Origin of the sequence: Phenylobacterium sp., from assembly GCF_965229015.1 — a bacterium.
Classification (GTDB): domain Bacteria; phylum Pseudomonadota; class Alphaproteobacteria; order Caulobacterales; family Caulobacteraceae; genus Phenylobacterium.
In genome coordinates this window covers 1,510,960-1,528,790 of the sequence record NZ_CBDDIM010000001.1, presented here as the reverse complement: position 1 = coordinate 1,528,790, position 17,831 = coordinate 1,510,960, and the positions used below count along the sequence as shown (strand labels likewise).

Annotated in this window: 19 protein-coding genes; 12 read left to right on the top strand and 7 right to left on the bottom strand. The window is 70.0% G+C overall.

The window, feature by feature from the left end; all coding sequences use genetic code 11:
* The first annotated feature begins 34 nt into the window (after positions 1–34).
* Positions 35–493 (top strand): glycosyltransferase, encoded by a 459-nt coding sequence (locus ACO06I_RS07645; RefSeq protein ID WP_421931979.1) that lies wholly within the window; start codon positions 35–37, stop codon positions 491–493.
* Between the two features lie 9 nt (positions 494–502).
* Here ACO06I_RS07645 and ACO06I_RS07640 read toward each other — a convergent pair whose 3' ends face one another.
* Positions 503–691: a hypothetical protein gene (locus tag ACO06I_RS07640; protein WP_421931978.1), complete on the bottom strand. Its 189-nt coding sequence runs from the start codon at positions 689–691 to the stop codon at positions 503–505.
* Positions 692–868: 177 nt separating this feature from the next.
* On the opposite strand from ACO06I_RS07640, the gene ACO06I_RS07635 reads away from it, so the two are divergent.
* Positions 869–1,336 (top strand): GFA family protein, encoded by a 468-nt coding sequence (locus ACO06I_RS07635; protein ID WP_421931977.1) that lies wholly within the window; start codon positions 869–871, stop codon positions 1,334–1,336.
* Positions 1,333–1,683 (top strand): hypothetical protein, encoded by a 351-nt coding sequence (locus ACO06I_RS07630; RefSeq protein ID WP_421931976.1) that lies wholly within the window; start codon positions 1,333–1,335, stop codon positions 1,681–1,683. Before ACO06I_RS07635 ends, ACO06I_RS07630 begins: the two co-directional genes overlap by 4 nt.
* Here ACO06I_RS07630 and ACO06I_RS07625 read toward each other — a convergent pair.
* Complete coding sequence (locus tag ACO06I_RS07625) at positions 1,680–2,192, bottom strand: GNAT family N-acetyltransferase (RefSeq protein ID WP_421931975.1); 513 nt, start codon at positions 2,190–2,192, stop codon at positions 1,680–1,682. The two genes, ACO06I_RS07630 and ACO06I_RS07625, sit on opposite strands and share 4 nt — an antisense overlap.
* Before the next feature lie 123 nt (positions 2,193–2,315).
* Between ACO06I_RS07625 and ACO06I_RS07620 the strand changes: the two genes are divergently transcribed.
* A complete protein-coding gene (locus ACO06I_RS07620) occupies positions 2,316–2,831 on the top strand; it encodes an AAA family ATPase (RefSeq protein ID WP_421931974.1) in 516 nt (171 codons plus the stop codon).
* Positions 2,832–2,834: 3 nt separating this feature from the next.
* Here ACO06I_RS07620 and ACO06I_RS07615 read toward each other — a convergent pair whose 3' ends face one another.
* The 3 genes from ACO06I_RS07615 to ACO06I_RS07605 form a co-directional block, all read right to left on the bottom strand.
* Positions 2,835–3,428 (bottom strand): hypothetical protein, encoded by a 594-nt coding sequence (locus ACO06I_RS07615; RefSeq protein ID WP_421931973.1) that lies wholly within the window; start codon positions 3,426–3,428, stop codon positions 2,835–2,837.
* Between the two features lie 114 nt (positions 3,429–3,542).
* Entirely contained in the window at positions 3,543–5,252 is a 1,710-nt protein-coding gene (locus ACO06I_RS07610; protein ID WP_421931972.1) for a lytic transglycosylase domain-containing protein, read from the bottom strand.
* Between the two features lie 116 nt (positions 5,253–5,368).
* A complete protein-coding gene (locus tag ACO06I_RS07605; protein ID WP_421931971.1) occupies positions 5,369–6,184 on the bottom strand; it encodes a uracil-DNA glycosylase in 816 nt (271 codons plus the stop codon).
* Positions 6,185–6,325: 141 nt separating this feature from the next.
* On the opposite strand from ACO06I_RS07605, the gene ACO06I_RS07600 reads away from it, so the two are divergent.
* The 4 genes from ACO06I_RS07600 (at position 6,326) to ACO06I_RS07585 (ending at position 11,145) form a co-directional block, all read left to right on the top strand.
* Positions 6,326–7,999, top strand: coding sequence for an electron transfer flavoprotein-ubiquinone oxidoreductase (locus ACO06I_RS07600; RefSeq protein WP_421931970.1), 1,674 nt, complete (start codon positions 6,326–6,328; stop codon positions 7,997–7,999).
* Positions 8,000–8,065: 66 nt separating this feature from the next.
* Positions 8,066–9,757 carry a tetratricopeptide repeat protein gene (locus ACO06I_RS07595; protein WP_421931969.1) on the top strand — a complete coding sequence of 564 codons (1,692 nt, stop codon included), beginning with the start codon at positions 8,066–8,068 and terminating at the stop codon, positions 9,755–9,757.
* Between the two features lie 4 nt (positions 9,758–9,761).
* Complete coding sequence (locus ACO06I_RS07590) at positions 9,762–10,643, top strand: 4-(cytidine 5'-diphospho)-2-C-methyl-D-erythritol kinase (RefSeq protein ID WP_421931968.1); 882 nt, start codon at positions 9,762–9,764, stop codon at positions 10,641–10,643.
* A gap of 4 nt (positions 10,644–10,647) precedes the next feature.
* The gene (locus ACO06I_RS07585; RefSeq protein WP_421931967.1) at positions 10,648–11,145 is read left to right on the top strand and encodes a GNAT family N-acetyltransferase; all 498 of its coding nucleotides are present in this window, start codon (positions 10,648–10,650) and stop codon (positions 11,143–11,145) included.
* Between the two features lie 59 nt (positions 11,146–11,204).
* Here ACO06I_RS07585 and ACO06I_RS07580 read toward each other — a convergent pair whose 3' ends face one another.
* Both ACO06I_RS07580 and ACO06I_RS07575 read right to left on the bottom strand, forming a co-directional pair.
* Positions 11,205–12,653, bottom strand: coding sequence for an ammonium transporter (locus tag ACO06I_RS07580; RefSeq protein WP_421931966.1), 1,449 nt, complete (start codon positions 12,651–12,653; stop codon positions 11,205–11,207).
* 36 nt (positions 12,654–12,689) lie between these two features.
* Positions 12,690–13,028, bottom strand: coding sequence for a P-II family nitrogen regulator (locus tag ACO06I_RS07575; protein ID WP_215339866.1), 339 nt, complete (start codon positions 13,026–13,028; stop codon positions 12,690–12,692).
* A 396-nt stretch (positions 13,029–13,424) separates the two neighbouring features.
* Here ACO06I_RS07575 and ACO06I_RS07570 point away from each other — a divergent pair, with 396 nt between their 5' ends.
* The 4 genes from ACO06I_RS07570 to glyS all read left to right on the top strand — a co-directional run bounded on the left by ACO06I_RS07570 (position 13,425) and on the right by glyS (position 17,830).
* Complete coding sequence (locus ACO06I_RS07570; protein WP_421931965.1) at positions 13,425–14,129, top strand: fasciclin domain-containing protein; 705 nt, start codon at positions 13,425–13,427, stop codon at positions 14,127–14,129.
* 61 nt (positions 14,130–14,190) lie between these two features.
* Positions 14,191–14,538 carry a hypothetical protein gene (locus tag ACO06I_RS07565; RefSeq protein WP_421931964.1) on the top strand — a complete coding sequence of 116 codons (348 nt, stop codon included), beginning with the start codon at positions 14,191–14,193 and terminating at the stop codon, positions 14,536–14,538.
* An 81-nt stretch (positions 14,539–14,619) separates the two neighbouring features.
* Positions 14,620–15,549 carry a glycine--tRNA ligase subunit alpha gene (locus tag ACO06I_RS07560; protein ID WP_421931963.1) on the top strand — a complete coding sequence of 310 codons (930 nt, stop codon included), beginning with the start codon at positions 14,620–14,622 and terminating at the stop codon, positions 15,547–15,549.
* Between the two features lie 4 nt (positions 15,550–15,553).
* Positions 15,554–17,830 carry a glycine--tRNA ligase subunit beta gene (gene glyS / locus ACO06I_RS07555; RefSeq protein ID WP_421931962.1) on the top strand — a complete coding sequence of 759 codons (2,277 nt, stop codon included), beginning with the start codon at positions 15,554–15,556 and terminating at the stop codon, positions 17,828–17,830.
* The last annotated feature ends 1 nt before the right edge of the window (position 17,831 follow it).

Below are 17,831 nucleotides of genomic sequence, written 5' to 3'. Positions count from 1 at the left end.
TTGACCGCGCCGCCGACGCATCGCTTGTGGCGCCATGCTCTCGGTGATCATCCCGACCTTCAATTCCGCGGCCGACCTGCCCGAACTGCTGACGGTCCTGGTGCCGGCGGCGGTGGACGGCCTGGTGCGGGAGGTGATGGCCGCCGACGAGGGCTCCACCGACCCGACCCTGCTGATCTGCGACGACGCCGGGGTCGAGGTGGTCACCGACGGCATCGCCGCAGCCATGAAGCGCGCCCGCCAGGACTGGATCCTGCTGCTGCCGGCCGACATGAAGCTGACCCATGACTGGGCCGACCGGGTGGCGCGCGGCGTCAAGCAGGGTCGCTCGGCGGGCCTCAAGGGCGTGGCCCAGGGCGGCGCGCTGATGGACCGCCTCAAGCCCGGCCCCTGGGGTCTCCTGATCCGCAAGAGCGAGCTGGGCAACCTGCCCCCCGACGCCGATTTCGCGCGCCTGCGCCGTCAGTTCGGACGATTGCCGAGCCTCAAGTAGGGCCGTCGACTAGCGCCCGGTGTCTGGCGCGCCCTTCACCGGATTGGGAGTCCGTGTCGCCTCCAGCGCGGCGTAGGCTTCGTCGAGCAGGCTGCAGAGCCGGGTCCTGTCCTCCTCGGTTCCAGCGACGGCCAGCATGTTTTCAAAGCGCCGTACGTTCTGGTGCGCGACGTACCGGTTCATGTCAGAGGCGGGCATTCTCGCGCTCCACGGGCCATTCCGTTTGTGAAGTGAAACGCATTTTCCAGCTGCGGTCTGTCCGATGTCGCACCTAGGAGGCGAATATCGCCGCCGGAGGCTGTGGGGCCAAAACGGGGAGGACTTTGCGCGCGCCCGCACCGGACGCACTATCCTTGAACACAGGAGGACAACAGCATGACCCCGCCGAGCCTGCCCTGGGAGGGCGGATGCCGCTGCGGACAGGTGCGGTTCCGGGTCGGCGCCCCGCCGATCCTGACCATGGCCTGCCATTGCACAGGCTGCCAGAGGATGAGCTCCAGCGCCTTCTCCCTCAGCGCCGCCATCCCCAGCGAGGGTTTCACAGTCACGGCGGGGGAGCCGGTGATCGGCGGCCTGCACGGCGCCGACCGCCACTATTTCTGTCCCCATTGCATGAGCTGGATGTTCACGCGGCCCGGCGGCATGGACTGGTTCGTCAACCTGCGGCCGACGATGCTGGACGACGCGTCCTGGTTCGTCCCCTTCATCGAGACCTATACGAGCGAGAAGCTGCCCTGGGCCACGACGCCCGCGGTCCACAGCTTCCCGACCTTTCCGGCCTTCGAGGCCTATGAGGGGTTGAGCGCGGCCTATGCGGCCTGGTCGGGCGCCGCCCAGGGGTGAGCGACGCCCAGGGCCTGATGCTGGTGCGGGCGGTCCATACCGTCATCTACCTGGTGATGGCCAGCGCCTCCCTCGTGGTGCTGTTTGGCGGGATCACGGGCCAACATGGCCCCTGGCTGTGGGGCGCGGCGATCCTGATCGGCGTGGAGAGCCTGGTCTTCGCCGCCTGGGGCTTCAAGTGCCCTCTGACCGCGGTGGCGGTGAAGTACGGCGCGGGCGAGGGGCCGATCTTCGACACCTTCCTGCCCGAGAAGGTCACCCGCCACACCTTCCACGTTTTCGGGCCCCTGGTGGTGCTGGCGTTCCTGCTGCTGGCGGCGCGAGGGCTCTGGCTCGGCTGGTCCTAGGCCGGCCGCCAGTCGAAGCGCAGGATGGCGCCGTTCCAGCGGTCGGTCTCCACGTCGCTCTCCTGGAGGTTGCTCGCCTGCGCCGCCTCGCTGATGGTCCGTCGCCAGAAGGCCAGGGCCGGCAGGTTCTTGCGCGCCACGGCGGCCTCCCAGGACCCGGCGTGGAGGTCGAAGACCAGCTCTGCCGCCCGGCGTCCGACCCCGCCGCCCCGATGTTTCCGCACGACGAAGAACTCCGCCACGCTGCGGTCGACCGCGACGGGGCCGTGGGCGTAGTCGTTGACCAGGGCGAAGCCCGCCAGGTCGCCGTCGCGCCAGATCAGGTGGGCCGACCAGTTGGGCGCGTTCCAGTAGGGATCCAGCGGGTAGGGCGGGAACCGGCCGTCGGCCAGCAGGTCGCCATGGGGCGTGCCGGCCCAGAACTCCGAGAAGTCGTGAGTGTAGAGCTGGATCAGGTTCTGGAGCAGGGGCTCCTGGGCGGCGGAGGCCCGGGTGAGGGTGACAGTCATCGGCGGTGCTTAGAGCGGGTTGAGGAAAAGTGCGACGCGGTTTTCCGCTCGCGCCCGCTGAAGCCCTTGAATCGAGGGCGTCCGACGTCGACAGCCGGCGATCCTGAGACGTAGGCTGGGACCATGGCCACCCTGATCGTCCTCTCCGGCCCGCCCGCCAGCGGCAAGTCGACCCTCGCCCGGCGGCTGGCCCAGGAGTCCGGCGCGGTCTGGCTGCGGATCGATTCCATGGACCAGGCGATCCGCGAGTCCGGCGTCGTGCCCGGCGACCTGAAGGACGTCAGCTACCGCGCGGCCTATGCGGTGGCGCGGGACAATCTGCGCCTGGGCCGCGACGTCGTCGCCGACAGCGTCAACGACATGAAGCTGACCCGCGACGCCTGGCGCGCGGCGGGGCTGGCGGCCGGGGCGCGGGTCCTGGAGGTGGAGGTCCTGTGCTCGGACCCGGCCGAGCACCGCTGGCGGGTGGAGAACCGCACGAGCGAGGTTCCGGGCCTGGTCCTGCCCGACTGGGCGGCGGTGACGGCGGCGGCCCCCCATCCCTGGGATCGCGACCACCTCACGGTGGACACCGCCGGCCGAGGCCTGGAGGACTGCGTCCAGCTCATCCGGGACGCGCGGGACGGCGTCTCCGACTGAGGGTCAGCGCGCGGCCCAGAGGTTGTCGGCGGCCGCCTGCAGATCGCCGGCCACGCCGCGGCGGGCCAGGGACAGCCCCTCCAGCTCCAGCCTGTCGCCGCGCAGGGTGCGGGAATGCAGGCTGTAGCCGAGCCAGTAGACGGCCCGGTCGGTCTTGGTCTGGCCGTCCTCGAAGAACACCGTCAGCACGCCCACCGGCACGCGGCCGGTCTTGGTCTTGGTCTTGCGCAGCCCGCCCTCGATCCAGCCGGCCTCCAGGCGCGGATTGCCGGTGGTCTCCAGGCTGTCGGCGCGGATCGCCTTGGGGAACCAGACGGTCTGGGTCTGGATCACCTGCTCGGGCCGCAGGGAGGCGAGGCGGATGCGCTCGCCGGAGCTTTCCGCCGCCCCGGTCATCAGGAAGGTCTGCTTGAGCGCCGCGGCGCGAACCTCCACCTGGCGCTCCCGGGCGGCCAGGGCCTTCTCGCGGGCCTCCTGGGTGCGTTCGCGGTGCGAGTCCCAATAGCCGAGCACCGCCACCACCACGGCCACCACGCCCACGATCTCGGCCAGGCTCAGCCAACGCAGAGGCAGGCGTTTGCGGGGTGTCTCGCTCAATCTGGCCTCCGTGGCTTGGCGCGCGCGCCATGACCCGCTTTAGGCCAGTTGGTCGCGCGGCGCAGAGCTAATCGCAGAATGAGGGCTGAACTTGGCCGTCGCGGACGGGACGGCTCAGCCGCGCTTGGAGTGCTTGGCCTTCTTGCCGCTCTTCGCGGGCGCCTTGGATTCGGCGTCGCTGTCCTCGTCGTCGGCGGCGACCTCGGCCTTCACCACCGGGGCGGGCAGGGGGGCGTCCCAGCGGGCGTCGATATACTTCTGGCCGCTGGCCAGCGCGTCGAGGGTGCGGGATTCCTGGCCGAACTTCTTCTGGTAGGTCCAGTAGGCGGCCATGACGCGTTCGACATAGTTGCGGGTCTCCGGCGCGGGCATGCACTCGATGACCATCAGGCTCTCGTCGTCCTCGCCCAGCATCTGGGCGGTCTTCTGCAGGGTGCCGGGGCCGCCGTTGTAGGCCGCCACGGTGCGCAGGATGTCGTAGCCGACCCCTTCGCCCATCAGCCAGGCTACGTAGTCCTGGCCGACCTTGAGGTTGTAGCCGGCGTCGAACAGCGGGCTCATGTCGTCGCGCAAACGGGCGTTGCCGGTGGCGTGGGCCGCGGCGTCGGGCATCAGCTGCATCAGGCCCACGGCCCCGGCCGGCGAGACCACGCCCGGGTTGAAGCGGCTCTCCTGGCGCACGATGGCGTAGACCAGGGCCTTGTTGATCTTGAAGCCTTCGCGGGGGTTGAGGCTGGGGGTCGGATAGTCCGGCTCACCGCGGCGCCGCGCGGGACCGGCGGCGGCCATGTCCTCGGCGAGGCCCGCATTGATCACCGCGGCCAGCTGACCCCAGCGGGCGCGCTCCTCGGCGGTGCGGGCGAGCGCCAGGCCGGCGCGCAGCTCCTGGCCGGCTTCCGCCACCCGGCCGATCTGGGCGAGGGCCGCGGCGCGGTGGGCGCGTACGTCGTCGCGCATCATCCGGGCCACCTCGGGGGTGGGGCCGCCATAGGAGGCCCTGATCACCTGCCGCGCCCGGGGTTGGTAGGGCTGGGCCTCCGACAGGGGCAGGGCCGGGCCCAGACCGCGCAGGGCGACCTGGCGCTCGGCGATCATGCCGTAGAAGGTCTGGGGCGAGCCCGCCGCCTGGCGCAGATAGGTGGCGGCCCGGTCCGAGGCGCCCCGCGCCTCGGCGGCGCGGGCGGCCCAGTAGGCGCCCCCGGCCCGGACCCAGATGTCCTGGTCGGTGTCCTGGGCCAGTTGGGACAGATAGGTCTCGGCCTGGTCGTAATGGCGCAGGCGATAGGCCGCCATGCCGGCGATCCAGCGCTCGCCCACGGCGCGGGCCAGATCCAGGGCTCGTTTGGAATCACCCGAATAGAAGGCTTCGCGGGCCAGGCGGGCGTTGTCGGCGTCGAAGGGGCCGCCGGAACCGGGCGGCACCAGCTCGATCTTGCTCCAGTCGACCCCGGTCAGGCCGGGAACCACGGGCGGGGGCAGGTCGGGCGTCTTGCGCTTGCTGGCCAGGGTGTAGATGCGCTCGGCCACCGGCAGGTCGGCGTAGCGCGACAGCCAGCCCGACAGCTCGTCGAAGTTGGACTTGTGCGCCGTCGGGTGCATCAGGCCGCGATAGGTGATGTAGCCCGAGAGCGAGGGGTCGCTGAGCTCGATGCTCTGCATGGTGGCGTCGATGAAATCGCCGCGGTCGACGGATTCGAAGGCCCGGGCGTAGCCCTGCGCATCGGCGGGCGTCAGGACTTGCGGGCTGCCGGCCAGCGCCTTTCCCGCGATGGTGGCGCAGATCAGGGCCAGGGCCGCGATCCGCACGCGCTTGGTCTGCGTCATGCCCACTCCCACGCCGCGCGTCCTAGCGAGTCCGGCGTGGCCCTACTTCCAATGACCGGCGACCTTTAAAGCCCTTATGCGGAAAGGGAAAGCGGGTTCGCGCGCGAAGGGTTTTGTTAAGGACGTTCGGGCCGGTTGAGTCGCTCGGTGAGCGTCAGCAGGTCACTCCACGCCTTCTTCTTCGCCCCCGGCTGCCGCAGCAAGAAGGCCGGGTGCAGGGTGGGCATGGCCGGGAGCTCGATGGCCCCGTCCGAGGACTTCCATTCGAACCAGCGGCCGCGCAGGGAAAGGATGCCTTCCTCCCGCTTCAGCATCGACTTGGCCGACGGCCCGCCCACCAGCAGCAGCATCCGGGGCGCCAGCAGTTCGATGGCCCGCTCCAGGAAGGGGGCGCAGACCATCTGCTCGCCCACCGTCGGGTTGCGGTTGCCCGGCGGGCGCCAGAACACCGAGTTGGTGATGAACACCCGGTCGGTTAGGCCGGCGGCGGCGAACATCTTGTCCAGCAGCTGTCCCGCCCGGCCGACGAAGGGCGCGCCCTGGATGTCCTCCTCCTGGCCGGGTCCCTCGCCGATCACCATCAGGGGCGCGTCGGTCGCGCCGCGATAGAAGACCGACTGGCGCGCGGCGCCCTCGAATTTCAGCGGACAGCCGTCGAAGGCTTCGATGGCGGCCTTCAGGGCCTCCAGGTCCGGGGCCGCGGCCGCCAGGCGTTTGGCCTCGGCCATCGCGGCGGCGACGTCAGGGCCGGCCCTGACCGCGCCCTGGGCGGGCGGTGGCGCGGCCACGATCCGCTCCGGCGGCTTGGGCGGCACGAACTTGCCCGCCTCTATGCGGTCGAAGGGCTCGTCCAGCAGCATGGCGTCCACGCCGGCCTCGGCCCAGAAGGCGAGCAGGCTTTCGGCGTTGAGGTCGCGCGGGACGGGGGTCATGGGTCCTTGTAATCGTTCCTGCGGCGGAGTTCACCCTTGACCGCCGAACGATAAGCTTCAGATAAGTCGCCCAACGGATCAACGCCGTGCGCGACAAGGGAGGGGAACCCTTGGCGCATGGCCCAGCGGAGCATGGGGATCATGAGCGACGTCATCGAACGCGAGGCCATGGAGTACGACGTTGTGATCGTCGGCGCCGGCCCCTCGGGCCTGGCGGCCGCCATCCGCCTCAAGCAGCTCGCCGAGAAGGCCGGGACGGAGATCACCGTCGCGGTTCTCGAAAAGGGCTCCGAGGTCGGCGCCCACATCCTGTCGGGCGCGGTGATCGATCCCAGCGGCATCAACGAGTTGCTGCCGAACTGGCAGGAACTGGGCGTTCCGCTGGAGACCAAAGTCACCCGCGACAAGTTCGTGATGCTCGGTCCGCAGGGCGAGCTGGACGTCAGTTGGGCGCCCTTCCCCAAGTGGATGCTCAACCACGGCAACTACATCGCCAGCCTCGGCAATGTCTGCCGCTGGCTGGGCCAGCACGCCGAGAGCCTCGGCGTTGAGATCTATCCCGGCATGGCCGCCTCCGAGGTGGTCTATAACGAGGACGGCTCGGTGAAGGGCGTCGTCGCCGGCGTGTTCGGCATCGGCAAGGACGGCCAGCCCGGCCCCGACTACCAGCCCGGCATCGAACTGCACGCCAAGTACACCTTCATCGGCGAGGGCGTCCGCGGCTCCCTGGCCAAGCAGCTGCAGGCCAAGTACGGCCTCACCGAGGGCCGTGAGCCCCAGAAGTTCGGCATCGGCATCAAGGAGTTGTGGCAGGTTCCCGACGAGGCCTTCGAGGCCGGTCTGACCCAGCACACCTTCGGCTGGCCCCTGGACAACGCCACCGGCGGCGGGTCCTTCATGTACCACTTCGGGGACAACTACGTGGCCATCGGCTTCGTGCTGCACCTCAACTACAAGAACCCCTGGCTCTCGCCCTTCGACGAGTTCCAGCGCTTTAAGACCCACCCCTCGATCCGCGGCTATCTGGAGGGCGGCAAGCGCATCTCCTACGGCGCGCGCGCCATCACCGAGGGCGGCTCGCAGTCCCTGCCGCAGCTCTACTTCCCGGGCGGCGTCCTGCTGGGCTGCTCCGCCGGCATGGTCAATGTCCCGCGCATCAAGGGCAGCCACAACGCGGTCAAGAGCGGCATCCTGGCGGCCGAGGCCGCCTTCGCCGCCATCGGCGAGGGCCGTTCGGGCGACGCGCTCACCAGCTACGAGGACGCCTACAAGAAGTCTTCGATTCACAAGGAGCTGTGGAACGTCCGCAACTTCAAGCCGCTCTGGTCGAAGTTCGGCACCATCCCGGGCGTCTTGCTGGGCGCCGCCGACGCCGTGATCGCCACCATCTTCGGCGGCTGGTCGCCCTGGGGCACCGTCAAGCACGGCAAGTCGGACGCAGAATCCACGGGCCTGGCCAAGGACTACAAGCCGATCGTCTATCCCAAGCCGGACAACGAGTTCAGCTTCGACAAGCTGTCCAGCGTCTTCCTGTCGGCCACCAACCACGACGAGAACCAGCCGGCCCACCTGAAGCTGAAGGACCCGACCGTCCCGATCGAGGTGAACCTGCCCCGCTTCGGCGAGCCTGCGCGCCTCTACTGCCCGGCGGGCGTCTACGAGGTGCTCTACGACGAGGCCGGCCAGAACCCGAAGTTCCAGATCAACTTCCAGAACTGCGTCCACTGCAAGACCTGCGACATCAAGGATCCGTCGCAGAACATCAACTGGACCACGCCCCAGGGCGGGGACGGCCCCAACTACCCGAACATGTAGGGCAAATGGGCGCGCGGCCCGTGGCCACGCTTGCGGCGCGGAAGGAAAGCGGTGAGGTTCGGCCCCATGCGTAAACTGCTCGCCTGCGTCGCCCCCCTTGTCCTTCTGGCCGCCTGCGCCACCCGGCCGGCGGACGATCTCGCCAGTCTCGATGACCTGGGCGGCTCGTCCTATGGCCTGTTCCTGGCGGGGCAGGGCGCGCTGAACGACGGCCGGGGCGCGGAGGCCGCGGCCTATTTCGAGCAGGCCCAGGCCGGCGGCGCCGACGACGACCTGATCTCCGAGCGGGCCTTCACCGCCGCGGTCATGGCTGGCGACATCGGCAAGGCCGCCGCGCTCGCGCCCACCGGGGACGGGGCCTCGGAATCCTCCAAGCGTCTGGGCCGCATGGTCCAGGCCGTCGAGGCCCTCGCCCAGGGCCAGGGCAAGTCCGCCCAGGCCCTGCTGGCGCCAGAGGGCATGGGCTTCCCGCACAAGGGGGCCGCGGCCCTGCTGGCCCCCTGGGCCGCCGCCATGGCCGGAAACGCCGACGGGGCGGTCACCCGGCCCGAACTGCGCAACGACAAGGTCGTGGAATATTTCGGCCTGCTGGGCCAGGCCTTCCTCTATGAGCGCGCCAAGCGCTACGACGAGGCCGAGACTGACTTCAAGGCGCTGACCGCCGGCGACAATCCCGGTGACATGGTGCTGCTGGCCTATGGCGGCTTCCTGGAGCGCCGGGGCAAGCGCCTGGACGCCGTGGCCGTCTATGACAAGGGTCTGGCCGACGAGCCGGCCAACAGCGTGCTGCTGGCCGCCAAGGCCCGCGCCGCGTCCGGCAAGGCCCCGCCGCCGGCGCCGACCCTGCGCCAGGGTGCGGCCCAGGCCCTGATGGCGCCGGCCGCGAGCATGATGGCCGCCAAGCAGGAGCAGCTGGGCCTGGTCTATCTGCGCCTGGCCCTGCGGCTGGATCCCAACCGCAACGAAGCCTGGCTGATGGTGGGCGACCTGATGGAGACCGCCGGCGACATCGACTCCGCCCGCGCCGCCTACGCCAAGCCCAAGCCCGGCTCGCCGGAATACGCCGCGGCCCGCTCCAAGCTGGCCTGGAGCTACCAGAACGCCAAGGACAGCGCGACGGCGCTCACCATGGCCCGCGAGGCCGCCGCCTCCGGCGACCTGGACGCCAAGGTGACCCTGGCCGACCTGCTGCGGGTCAACGAGAAGTTCGCCGAGTCGTCCCAGATCCTCACCGAGGTGATCGCCGCCCGTCCCGGCGACTGGCGGCTGATGTACGCCCGCGGCGTGGCCAACGACCGGGCCGGCCGCTGGGCGGACGGCGAGGCCGACCTGCGCGCCGCCCTCAAGCTGCGCCCCGACGACAGCGAGCTGCTGAACTATCTCGGCTATTCCTGGATCGACCGCGGCGAGCACCTGCCCGAGGCCCTGGCCATGGTGCAGCGGGCGGTGGCCTCCAACCCCAAGTCGGGCGCCATGATCGACAGCCTTGGCTGGGCCTACTACCGGCTCGGCGACTACAAGAAGGCCGTCGAGAAGCTGGAGGAGGCCGTCGAGCTGGAAGCCGGCGACCCTGACATCAACAACCACCTGGGCGACGCCTACTGGCGCATCGGCCGCCGCGCCGAGGCGGAGTTCCAGTGGAAGCGGGTCCTGACCCTCGACCCCGAGGCCAAGATGAAGACCGAGGTCGAGGCCAAGCTCGCCTCCGGCCTCGGCCCCAGCGGTCCGGCTCAGGCGGCCCGCGTCGCCGGGCAGTAGGCCCGTGGCCGCCGACACCCTGGCGCCGGCCAAGATCAACCTGTTCCTGCACGTCGGTCCGCCGGGCGCGGACGGCTATCATCCGCTCTGTTCCCTGATGGTCTTCGCCGACGCCGGCGACCGGGTGATGTTGCAGGCCGGCGACGCCCTGGACCTCAAGGTCCGCGGCCCCTTCGGCGCCCAGTTGGCCGGGGAGGGGGACAACCTCGTGCTCCGCGCCGCCCGCGCCCTGCTGGCCACGGCCAAGGGCCCCCAGGCGCCCCACGCCTTCGTCCTCGACAAGCGCCTGCCGGTGGCCGCGGGCCTCGGCGGCGGCTCCAGCGACGCCGGCGCGGCCCTGCGGCTGATGCGCGAGCAGGTGAGCCCCCGCCTGGGCGACGCCGAACTGGAGGCGGTGGCCGCCAGCCTCGGCGCCGACGGGGCGGCCTGCCTCTGGGCCCGTCCGGTCCTGGCGCAGGGCCGCGGCGAGCGGCTGAGCCCCGCGCCCGGACTGCCGATCCTCGAGGCGGTGCTGGTCAATCCCGGGGTGACGGTCTCCACCCCGGAGGTCTACCGCCGCTTCGACGCGGGCGGGGCGTTCGGCGAGGTCGAGCCGCCCCCCATGCCCGAGGCCTTCGAGAGCGTCGAGGAACTGGCCGGCTGGCTGGCGTCCACCCGCAACGACCTGGAGGCGCCGGCCGTGGCCCTGGCCCCGGCCATCGGCGACGTGCTCGCCACCCTCGCCGACGAACCCGAGGCCCTGATCGCCCGCATGTCCGGCTCCGGCGCCACCTGCTTCGCCCTGTGCCAGAGCGAGGTCGAGGCTGAGACCCTGGCCGAGCGGATCATGGCCATGAAGCCCGACTGGTGGGTTCAGCGCTGCCGCCTCGGCGGCCCCTGGGACTAGGTCCGTGGAGATCGCGCGCCTGCGCCTGCGGCCCCTGACGCCCGATGATCTCGAGCATCTGGTCGCCCTGCACGGCGATCCGCAGGTCATGGCCTTCATCACCGGAGCCGGCGAGAGTCGCGAGACGGTGGCGCGGGAACACCTGCCGGACCTGCTGAGCCGACGCACCTGGCTGCTGTTCGAGGGTGACCGCTTCATCGGCTGGGCGTCGCTGCGGGTCGAGGGGACCGACGCCGAACTCGGCTACCGCCTGGTCCGTTCGGCCTGGGGGGAGGGTTATGCCGCCGAGGCGGCTCGCGTCCTCTTGGAGCTGGGCTTCGGCGAGTTGGGGCTGACCCGCATCTGGGCGCAGACCATGGCGGTCAACACAGCCTCCCGCCGGGTGATGGAGAAGGCCGGCCTGGCCTATGTCCGCACCCTCCACCTGACGTGGGACGATCCCCTGCCGGGCGCCGAACAGGGCGAGGTGGAGTACGCCATCGCCCGGACGGACTGGCGGTAGCCCAAACGAAAACGGGGGCCCCGAAGGACCCCCGTTCCCGACGCTTGGTGCGGTTCGAACTATTCGTGCAGGGCTTCGCCGTGCAGCGACAGGTCCAGACCCTCGACTTCGCCCTCTTCCGAGACACGCAGGCCGGTGGTGAACTTGCAGATGAACAGGATGACCAGGGTGGCGATGCCCGACCAGGCGATGGTCGCGCCGATGCCCAGCATCTGCTTGGCCACCGAGGCGCCTTCGCCCAGGCTGTTGATGGACGGGTCGGCCAGGGCGCCGGTGAGCAGGGCGCCGGCGATGCCAGCGATCCCGTGCACGCCGAAGGCGTCCAGGCTGTCGTCGTACTTCAGCAGGCGCTTGAGCCAGACCGCGCCGACATAGGCTGCGCCGCCGCCGATGACGCCGATGATCAGGGCGCCCTGCGGGTTCACGAAGCCGGCGGCCGGGGTGATGGCGACCAGACCGGCCACCGCGCCCGAGGCCATGCCCAGCATGCCGGGCTTCTTGCGTTCGACCCATTCCACGATCATCCAGGCCAGGGCGGCCGCGGCGGTGGCGACTTGGGTGTTCAGCATGGCGGCCGAGGCGATGCCGTCGGCGGCCCATTCCGAGCCGGCGTTGAAGCCGAACCAGCCCACCCACAGCAGGCTCGCGCCGATCATGGTGAAGACCAGGTTGTGCGGGGCCATGTTTTCCGAGCCGTAGCCCTTACGCTTGCCGAGCACGAGGGCGCACATCAGGCCGGCGACGCCCGCATTGATGTGAACGACCGTGCCGCCGGCGAAGTCGAGGACGCCCGCGCCCGAGAGCCAGCCGCCGCCCCAGACCCAGTGACAGATGGGCGCGTAGACGAAGATCGCCCACAGGGTGGTGAAGAGCAGCAGGGCCGAGAACTTCATGCGCTCGGCGAAGGCGCCGGCGATGAGGGCCGGCGTGATGATGGCGAAGGTCATCTGATAGACGATCCACAGCATCTCCGGCAGGCCCTTGGCGGCCGAGAAGGCCGTCTCGGTGGTGACCCCGTTGAGGAACAGCACGTCGAAGGAGCCGATGTACTTGTTCAGGGTCTCGTCCGGGTTGACCCCGAAGGCCATGCCGTAGGTGATCGCCATCCAGACGATCGTCACCACGCAGGTGACGGCGAAGGACTGGGCCACCGTGGCGATGACGTTCTTGCGGCGGACCATGCCGCCGTAGAACAGGGCCAGGCCGGGGATGGTCATCAGCAGGACCAAGGCCGTGGAGGTCAGGATCCAGGCGGTGCCCGAGCCGTCCAGCTCCAGCTTCACCTGGTGCGCCATCAAAGGCTTGGCCGGTGCGGCGGCCTCGGCGGCCGGAGCTTCGGCGGCCGGCGCGGCCTCCGGAGCCGGAGCGGCGGCTTCCGGCGCGGGCGCGGCGGCCTCGGCGGCGGGCGGCGCGGCGTCCTGAGCGAAGGCGGGCAGCGCCAAGGGCGCCCCGGCCAGGGTGGCGGCGAGCATCAGGCCCGCCAGCCGCTTCATTCCGAATGTTCTCATGTCTATCCCCTTGTCCCGATGAGTTCGCGCCGCGCTCTAGAGCGCCGCAGTGCCGGACTCGCCGGTCCGAATGCGAACCGCGTCCTCGACATTGAGGACGAAGATCTTCCCGTCGCCGATCTTGCCCGTGGCGGCCGCGGCCTTGACGGCCTCGACGGCCTTGGCCGCGGCGCTGTCGTCGACGACAGCTTCCAGCTTCACCTTGGGAACGAAGTTCACCTGGTACTCAGCGCCCCGGTAGATCTCCGTCTGCCCCTTCTGCCGGCCGTAGCCCTTAACTTCCGAAACCGTCAGCCCTTCGACGCCGGCGGCCACGAGCGCTTCGCGCACGTCGTCCAGCTTGAAGGGTTTGACGATCGCCATGATCAGTTTCATCCGCTCGCTCCTGCGCAGCCTCTAAGCTCGGCACGCCCGTGGTGAATTCCCGCCCGTCGCGAGTTCAGCCCCCCCGACGGCAAGGCGACGCTACCGAGACGCGGCCGTCCCGCAGGGCGCGCGGTAACTTCTGATCAAGGAAAAGACTAAAGGCGCCCAAGAACTGAGCAGATGGGGCCGACTGCGCTTAAAATGTGCGCACAACCTGCCTCCGGAATGGTCGCGCCGGACGCCGGGGCGCCGACGCGGGGGCGTCCAACCAGTGAAGGGACAAGCCGTTCACGACCCCGTGATCGGAGCAACCACCGGCTGCGCCGTGCGCTGTCAGCCCGACAGGCCGAGCTTTCGATGCGTCGGCCGGAGGGGGCTCCCGTTCAACCCCGTCATGAGGACCGTATGACCCTGAAATCCATTCTGACCACGACCGCCGCCCTGGCCCTGATCGCCGGCGCCGCCCAGGCTCAGACTCCCGCCGCCAAGGCCGCCCCGGCCAAGACGCCCCCCGCCGCCTCGGCGCCGGCCAAGGCTGCGGCGACGACTCCGGCCGAGACACCGGCCGCGGTCAGCACGACCCCCAAGGTCGCCGCCGCCGGCGACATCGTCGCCACCGCCCAGGCCTCGGGCCAGTTCACCACGTTCCTGAAGGCGGCCGAGGCCACCAACCTCACCGGCCTGCTGAAGACCACGCCGAACCTGACGGTGTTCGCCCCCACGGACGCGGCCTTCGCGGCCCTGCCGGCCGGCGAACTGGACAAGCTGATGCTGCCCGAGAACAAGGCCCAGCTGCAGAAGGTGCTGATCTATCACGTGATCAACGCCAAGGTGCCGTCCTCGGAGTTCAAGGGCGCCAGCCGCAAGGCCGCCACTGTGGCCGGTCCCTCCGTCGAGCTGACGGGCGGGGCGACGCTGAAGGTCAACGACGCCGACATCGTCCAGGCCGACGTCATGGCCTCCAACGGCATCCTCCACGTGGTGGACAAGGTGCTGCTGCCGCCGGGCGCCATGGCCGCGGCCGCCAGCGCCCAGCCCGCCTCGGCCACTGCCGGGACCCCCACCACGGCGCCGGCCATCCAAGTCATGCCGAAGCCGCAACAGAAATAGTCGGGGCTGCCCGGCGGCCCCCGGCCGTCGGGATTCCTAGGAACCACCAGGAGCAATGACCATGACCCTCAAGCACCTTCTCGCCGCCGCCGCCGCCACCGCCCTGATGACGGGGGCCGCCCACGCCCAGACCATGAGCCAGCCGGCGCAGCCCGCCGAACCGGCCATGACCACCCCGGCCGGCGATCCGGCCCCCGGCACGGTGACCACCACCGACACGGCGGCTGACGGTTCGACCTCCACCAGCGTCACCACCCCGCTGGCCAACACCGGCGCCACCACCGACACCTCGGCCACGCTGACCACCACCACGGTGACCAACGGCCCGGTGGCCGACACCCCGGAGAACCGCGCCAAGTACAAGCCCCTGTCCAACGCCGGGAAGCGCTCGGCGCCCAAGGGTAACTAAAGACAGCCCTACGTGGGTTGAAGCCAAGGTCGGCGGGCCCTATGGTCCGCCGACTTTTTTTGCGCCTGCGAAACAGCCCCCATGCCCGCCGACAAGCCGCTTTCATTTCAGGGCCTTATCCTGAAATTGCACGACTATTGGAGCCGTCAGGGCTGCGTGATTCTGCAGCCGCACGACGTTGAGGTCGGCGCGGGCACCCTGCACCCGGCCACGGTCCTTCGCGCGCTCGGCCCCAAGTCGTGGCGGGCGGCCTATGTGCAGCCCTCGCGGCGGCCCGGCGACGGCCGCTATGGCGAGAACCCCAACCGCCTGCAGCACTACTACCAGTACCAGGTGATCCTGAAGCCGAACCCCGACAACCTGCAGGACCTCTATCTGGGCAGCCTGGAGGCCATCGGCCTCGACACCCGCCTGCACGACATTCGCTTCGTCGAGGACGACTGGGAGAACCCCACGGTCGGGGCCTGGGGCCTGGGCTGGGAGGTCTGGTGCGACGGCATGGAGGTTTCCCAGTACACCTACATGCAGCAGGTGGGCGGGCTGGACGTCTTCCCGGTGGCAGGCGAGCTGACCTACGGCCTGGAGCGCCTGGCCATGTACATCCAGGGGGTGGACCACTTCACCCAGCTGGCCTTCAACGATCCCGACGGCCCCGAGCCCAAGACCTATGGCGACGTCTTCCTGGAGAACGAGCGCCAGCACTCGGAGGCCAACTTCCACGGCTATGACGTGGAGACCCTCAAGCGCCAGTTCGAGGACATGGAGATCCAGGTCCCGCGCCTGCTGGCCATGACCGGGCCGCAGGGCCAGGCCATCGTCCTGCCGGCCTACGACCACGTGCTGAAGGCCAGCCACCTGTTCAACCTGATGGACGCTCGCGGCGCCATCGCCGTGGCCGAGCGCCAGAGCTATATCGGCCGCATCCGCGACCTGACCAAGATGTGCGCTGTGGCCTGGGTGAAGAACGAGGGGGGCGAAAGCCCGCCGCAGGCAGAGCAGGGCGCGAAGTAGGACCATGCCCCAGCTTCTGATCGAACTGTTCTCCGAGGAGATTCCGGCGCGCATGCAGGCCCAGGCCGCGCGCGACTTCGAACGCATGGCCCGCGAGCACCTGGCGTCCGAGGGACTGATCCCCGAGGCGGTGAAGAGCTTCGGCGGCCCGCGCCGCCTGACCCTGGTGGCCGAGGGGCTTCCCGCCACCCAGGGCGACCGTCACGAGGACCGCAAGGGCCCGCGCGTCGGCGCCCCCGACCAGGCCATGGACGGCTTCCTGCGCTCGACGGGCCTGACCCGCGAACAGCTGGTGGAGAAGGACGGCGTCTGGTTCGCCCACATCCACCGCCAGGGCCGCCCGACGCCGGAGATCATCGCCGAGATGGTCGAGAAGATCGTCCGCGACTTCCCCTGGCCGAAATCCATGACCTGGGGGCGGGGAACCCTGCGTTGGGTCCGCCCGCTCAAGCGCATCGTCTGCGTGTTCGGCGGCGAGATCGTGCCCTTCTCGGTCGATGGTATCGAGAGCGGGAACGTCACCGAGGGCCACCGCTTCATGGGCTCGGGCCAGCCCTTCAAGGTGCGCGACTTCGACGAATACGCCGAGAAGCTGGCCAAGCACTTCGTGATCCTCGACCCCGAGGAGCGCAAGGACCGCATCATGGACGCGGCCCGTACCCTCTGCTTCGCCCGCAACCTGGATCTGGTGGACGACGAGGGCCTGCTGGACGAGGTCGCGGGCCTGGCCGAATGGCCCTCGCCCGTGCTGGGCGACATGGACCCGGCCTTCCTCGACCTGCCGCCGGAGGTGATCCGCACCTCCATGCGCACCCATCAGAAGTATTTCGCCGTCCGCAATGAGGCCACCGGCAAGCTGGCGCCCCACTTCCTCACCGTGGCCAATATCGAGGCCGCCGATGGCGGCAAGGTGATCGCGGCCGGCAACGCCAAGGTGCTGTCGGCCCGCCTCTCCGACGCCCGTTTCTTCTGGGACGAGGACCGCAAGACCCGGCTGGAGGACCGCCTGGAGAAGCTGAAGGGCGTCACCTTCCACGCCAAGCTGGGCAGCCTCTATGAGCGGGTCGAGCGGCTGGAGATCCTGGCCGGGGCCATCGCCCCGCGGGTCGGCGCCGACGTCCCCAAGGCGGTCCTGGCCGCCCGGCTGTCCAAGGCCGACCTTGGCACGGGCATGGTGGGCGAGTTCCCCGAGCTGCAGGGCCTGATGGGCGGCTACTACGCCCGCGAGGAGAAGATCAGCGGGGTCGTGGCCGACGCCATACGCGACCACTACCGCCCGGTGGGCGCCAATGACGAGGCGCCCGACGTGCCCGTCACCATGGCCGTGGCGCTGGCCGAAAAGCTCGACACGCTGACGGCCTTCTTCGCCATCAACGAGAAGCCCACGGGCTCGCGCGACCCCTACGCCCTGCGCCGCGCGGCTCTGGGCGTGATCCGCATCCTGCTGGGGTCGGAGGCCCGCGCCCCGATCCGCGAGCTGGTGGCCGACTGGTACCGGTCCCTGCGCTGCTTCGTCGATCCGGGCCGCGCCCTCTATGTCTCCACCAAGCGCACTACCGGCTATCTCGGCCCCCTGTCGCGCAGCCCCTCGGAGGTCTTCGAGACCTATGTCGAGGAGTTCGAGGCCGCGCTGTTGGAAGGCAAACCCTATGTGGTGGCCACGCAGGAAGACTTCGATATCCGCTTCGACCGTACGGCCGCGGCCGGCGAGGCGCCTGAGGGCGAGGTCATCTACGAATTCCGCCCCTATTCGGTGGTGGCCGACGAGGTCATGGCCTTCTTCGCCGACCGCTTGAAGGTGGTCCTGCGCGACCAGGGCAAGCGCCACGACCTGGTGGACGCGGTCTTCGCGCTCGGCGACGACGACCTGGTGCGCATCGTGGCCCGGGTCGAGGCCCTGGACGGGTTCCTCAGCACGCAGGACGGCAAGAACCTGCTGGCAGGCGAGAAGCGCGCCGGCAATATCCTCAAGGCCGAGGAAAAGAAGGGGCCCTTGCCCGTCGGGCCGGCGGTCGGCATGGCCGGCGCGCCGCCCGAGGAGACCGCCCTGATCGGGGCGATTTCCCTTGCGGAACCCGCCGTGGCGCGTGCATTGCAGCAAGAAGATTTCGCGGGTGCGATGCGTGCCCTGTCGGGACTGCGCGCGCCCGTGGACGCCTTCTTCGAGAAGGTATTAGTGAACTCTGAGGTCGCGGCGGAACGTGAGAACCGCCTGCGGCTATTGGCGCAGGTGCGTGACGCCATGGGGCGCGTCGCGGACTTTTCTCTGGTGACGGGTTAGG

What these genes read in the sequence shown, in the direction of transcription:
- ACO06I_RS07570 (WP_421931965.1), top strand. Translation starts at nt 13,425, where the DNA reads ATGACCCTGAAATCCATTCTGACCACGACCGCCGCCCTGGCCCTGATC.
- ACO06I_RS07640 (WP_421931978.1), bottom strand. Translation starts at nt 691, where the DNA reads ATGCCCGCCTCTGACATGAACCGGTACGTCGCGCACCAGAACGTACGG.
- ACO06I_RS07645 (WP_421931979.1), top strand. Translation starts at nt 35, where the DNA reads ATGCTCTCGGTGATCATCCCGACCTTCAATTCCGCGGCCGACCTGCCC.
- ACO06I_RS07580 (WP_421931966.1), bottom strand. Translation starts at nt 12,653, where the DNA reads ATGAGAACATTCGGAATGAAGCGGCTGGCGGGCCTGATGCTCGCCGCC.
- ACO06I_RS07605 (WP_421931971.1), bottom strand. Translation starts at nt 6,184, where the DNA reads ATGACCCCCGTCCCGCGCGACCTCAACGCCGAAAGCCTGCTCGCCTTC.
- ACO06I_RS07610 (WP_421931972.1), bottom strand. Translation starts at nt 5,252, where the DNA reads ATGACGCAGACCAAGCGCGTGCGGATCGCGGCCCTGGCCCTGATCTGC.
- ACO06I_RS07635 (WP_421931977.1), top strand. Translation starts at nt 869, where the DNA reads ATGACCCCGCCGAGCCTGCCCTGGGAGGGCGGATGCCGCTGCGGACAG.
- ACO06I_RS07575 (WP_215339866.1), bottom strand. Translation starts at nt 13,028, where the DNA reads ATGAAACTGATCATGGCGATCGTCAAACCCTTCAAGCTGGACGACGTG.
- ACO06I_RS07565 (WP_421931964.1), top strand. Translation starts at nt 14,191, where the DNA reads ATGACCCTCAAGCACCTTCTCGCCGCCGCCGCCGCCACCGCCCTGATG.
- ACO06I_RS07625 (WP_421931975.1), bottom strand. Translation starts at nt 2,192, where the DNA reads ATGACTGTCACCCTCACCCGGGCCTCCGCCGCCCAGGAGCCCCTGCTC.
- glyS (WP_421931962.1), top strand. Translation starts at nt 15,554, where the DNA reads ATGCCCCAGCTTCTGATCGAACTGTTCTCCGAGGAGATTCCGGCGCGC.
- ACO06I_RS07560 (WP_421931963.1), top strand. Translation starts at nt 14,620, where the DNA reads ATGCCCGCCGACAAGCCGCTTTCATTTCAGGGCCTTATCCTGAAATTG.
- ACO06I_RS07620 (WP_421931974.1), top strand. Translation starts at nt 2,316, where the DNA reads ATGGCCACCCTGATCGTCCTCTCCGGCCCGCCCGCCAGCGGCAAGTCG.
- ACO06I_RS07600 (WP_421931970.1), top strand. Translation starts at nt 6,326, where the DNA reads ATGAGCGACGTCATCGAACGCGAGGCCATGGAGTACGACGTTGTGATC.
- ACO06I_RS07595 (WP_421931969.1), top strand. Translation starts at nt 8,066, where the DNA reads ATGCGTAAACTGCTCGCCTGCGTCGCCCCCCTTGTCCTTCTGGCCGCC.